Origin of the sequence: Methanobrevibacter sp. (genome assembly GCF_036307625.1) — an archaeon.
GTDB lineage: Archaea > Methanobacteriota > Methanobacteria > Methanobacteriales > Methanobacteriaceae > Methanocatella.
In genome coordinates this window covers 1-4,166 of record NZ_JAXJXF010000116.1, presented here as the reverse complement: position 1 = coordinate 4,166, position 4,166 = coordinate 1, and the positions used below count along the sequence as shown (strand labels likewise).

The following is a 4,166-nucleotide window of genomic DNA, read 5'->3' as shown; positions in this document are numbered from 1 at the left end:
GACCATTAAAGTCGGTAATGAAACATTCAATGCTACTGTGGTTAATGGTACTGCAATTATTAATATTACTAATGTAACTCCTGGAGACCATGAAGTTGAAGTAATTTACTCAGGTGATGATAACCATACTGGCTCAAATATTACTACTAATGTTACTGCTCCTAAGTATGATACTCCAATTAATGTGACTGTTGGTGGGGCTAAGGAAGGTGAACCTATCATAATCACTGTTGAAGTTCCTAAAGGTGCTACCGGCAATGTCACAGTCAGCGTTGGCGGTAAAGATTATACTGCCGAGATTGGTGCTGATGGAAAAGCTGTTGTAACTGCTGAGAATGTATCTGATGGAGACCATACTATTGCAGTTGAATATCTTGGAGATAAAAACTACTCTGCTAACCACACAGTTTCAAACATGACTGTGCAAAAGGCAAAAGCAGATACAGAACCTAGTGTAATTGACTATGGTAACGGAACTGTTGTTGTGGTTGTTGGTGATAATGCTACAGGTAATGTGACAATTAAGATTGGCGATAAGGAGTTCAATGCTACTGTGGTTAACGGTACTGCTGTTGTAACTATTGACAATGTGACTCCTGGAACTCATGAGGTTGAGGTTATTTACTCCGGTGATGGTAATCATACTGGTTCAAATATTACTACTAATGTTACTGCTCCTAAGTATGATACAAATATGAGCATGACTATTACAGAACTTCCAAATGGTACTGTTGTCGTTACAGTCACTGTTCCTGATAATGCTACAGGTGATGTAACTGTCAATGTTGGTGGTAAGGAATATATAACTAGGATTGATGATAATGGTAATGCTGTTGTTTATGTTGATGATATAAGCAGTGGTGACCATACTATTGTTGTCGAATATTCCGGTGATGATAACTACGCCGGCAATTACACAATTTCAAACTTCACTAAAAAAGAAGGTAAAGCGGCTGTCGATCCGGTCATTGTAGATTATGGCAACGGCACTATAGTTGTGGTTGTTGGCGATAACGCTACAGGTAATGTAACTGTCAAAGTTGGCGACAATATATATAATGCTACTGTCATTAACGGTACTGCAATTATAACTTTAGACAATGAAACTCCTGGTGTTCATGACGTTGAAGTGATATACTCAGGTGATGGAAACCATACCAATGCAACAATTCATACTGAAATAACTGTTTCAGATGTTCCTACTCCAATCAAAATCAATGTGGATAACATTAATGTTGGAGATAAGGCAATAATAACAGTTGAAGTTCCAAAAGGAGCAACCGGTACTATTACTATTGAAATCGATGGAGTAAACCATACTTCTTTAATTAATGATAGTGTGGCAAGATTTGAAGTTGAAAACCTGACTGCTGGTGAAAAATCAGTCTTTGCAGTTTATGAAGGTGACGGCGCCTACGCTAGAAACTTCACATCAGATAAATTCGCAGTATCCAAAGTAAATTCAAACTTGATTGTTGAAATAAGTGATGTCAATGTCGGTGAAAACATTACAGTAACCGTAAAAGTCCCAACAGATGCAACTGGCCAAGTATTAATAGATATTGATGGTGTAGGATATTATATGAACATAACTGATGGTATCGGAACAGTTGAGATTCCTCACCTTGGTGAAGGCAATTATAATGTTAATTTAACATACCTTGGTGACGATAAATATCTCTCCAGCTCAAACAAAACAACAGTTAAAGTATCCAAACTTCCTTCATTTGTAATTCCAACCGTTTCAAATATACACGTTGGCGAAAATGTGAACATTCATTTAATTGTTCCAACAGATGCCACAGGAAATGTAACCGTTATTATAAATTCAGATGAATTCACATTCAATTTAAATAATGGTGCATTAGGTGCAGTATATGTGGAAGGTAAGGAATACATTGTCGCTGTCAGCGGTGGAAATGGAGAACTTGAAATCAGCGGACTTCCTAAAGGCGAATACTTTGTAAGCGTAAGATACAATGGAGATAACAAATACCTGCCTTCACAAAACGCAACAATATTTACAGTATCCAAACAGGACACTCAAATGGATGTGATTGATCAGGGCAACGGCACCATTAAGGTTATTTTGCCGGATGACGCAACAGGTAATGTAACTGTGAGTGACGGAAACAACACATATGTTGTTGAAGTTGTTAACGGTACTGCAGTAATCACCCTTAACGATACAACTCCTGGAAAACACGATATCACTGTTGAATATTCAGGTGATGGGGACTATTCATCAAATAAAACAACAATAAGCGTTGACATTCCGAAATACTCCACTCCGATTAGTGTAGATGTTTCTAATATTAAGGTTGGAGAAACCGAAGTTGTTACTGTAACCTTGCCTAAAGGAGCAACAGGAACTGTAACAATTGAAATAAACGGTAAGGAATACCTAACTAAGGTTAAAGATGGTATTGCCACTTTCAGTGTTACCGGCCTTGCATTTGGAGATAAGACTGTAGCTGTCAAATACTCAGGTGATGATTATTACATGGATAATTATACAACCGGTCAGTTCACAGTTTCAAAAGTCTCTTCAACTGTCAAAGCTACTGGAAAAGACATTAACGTTGGAAAAGATGAAATAATAACTGCAACTGTACCTAAGGATGCGACTGGTCGTGTACTTGTAGACATTGATGGTGTCGGTTATTATGGAACTGTTGAAAACGGTAAGGCTAAAATCATCATACCTGAACTTGCAAGCGGAAAATACACTGCAAAAATAACCTATGAGGGTGATGACAAATACTTGCCTAGCACAACCACAGTTTCATTCAAGGTATCAAAAGTCAATGCACCTATATCTGCTGATGCTGATGATATCTACCAGGGTGAAGATGCAACTGTAGTTGTAAATGTCCCTGAAGATGCAACAGGTACTGTAACAATTACAGTCAACGGTAAAACATACACCCAAGAAGTTAAGAATGGTAAGGCAATATTCACTGTGCCGGGATTAACCAAAGGGGACTATGATATTATTGCATCCTATTCCGGTGATAGAAAATATGATGCCAACGATTCAATAACCGATATTGAAGTTCATTTCAATGAAACTCCGGATGAACCTGCTCATCCTCACTACACATACAATGCTGAGAAAAGGGGTCTTGAAAAATACCCAACAGGTAACCCAATATTGGCATTGATTCTAATGTTGTTAATTGCAGTCGGATCTGGTGGTATTAGAAAATTTAGAAAATAATCATATATTGTATATTGTATATTGACTTGTTTGATGTCAATTACAATATTTTTTATCTTTTTTTTTAATTCTGTAAAATTCTGTAATTTAATTTAAATCTTTGTTGCATAATTTGTGGTCATGTTTTTTTAGCATCGATTTTTTGAAATTTGTTGATAAGTCTCGAAATTGGCCTTTTAAAATACATCTAAATCAATCATTACATATATATTAGTTAATCAATATATGCTATTTTTACGATAAAAAATATGTGCCAAAATGATATTTCACAAACTTTTTTGAAGCTGATAATTTTTACTGCCTTTCGACAAGATGGGGGTTATGGGCTGAAAAATCAAGTTCAATCTTTGGCTGTTAATTGCGGTTGGATTTGGAATGTCAAAAATATATTGTAGATTGTATTGTATAATTTCAATTGCAATATTTTTTATCTCTTTTATAATTTGGAGTCATGTTTTTTTGTATTGATTTTGAAATCTGTTGGATGATCTTGAATTTACCCTTTCAAAATCTATCTAAATCATTCATTACATATATATTAGTTAATCAAAATAGGATATTTTTTTCAACCAAAAAATTGGAAAATCAAAACTTTTTGTATATTTTTATTGCAGCAAGTTTTTTTATCATCCTGATTTTTAGGTCGATGTGCAAATCATATTTTGAAATTTTACCTGTTTTTTGCTATTTTTGGGTTTTGCTTAAAGTAAAAACTTTCATTAAGGTATATGGGAATTGATTTATAGGTCTTGTTTTTTCCATTTGTATATTAATTTTTGCTTAATTTTTCTATTTTTTGATGATATACTGTGATTCTGTATTATGCTGATTGTTATATTACTGTTTATTGTTTATTATTTTAATTTTTTAATTATGTAAGATTGATTTACTTTTGTTTAACTATACTGTAATTTATTACTTTTCATTATATCTTGTCGGGTTTTAT

The 4,166-nt window shown here is 34.5% G+C and carries 1 protein-coding gene; it reads left to right on the top strand.

Annotated elements, in window-relative coordinates:
- Positions 1-3,220: Ig-like domain-containing protein (locus UIB65_RS07490; protein ID WP_330040671.1), on the top strand; the 3,220-nt coding region annotated here is incomplete at its 5' end.
- Between the last annotated feature and the right edge of the window lie 946 nt (positions 3,221-4,166).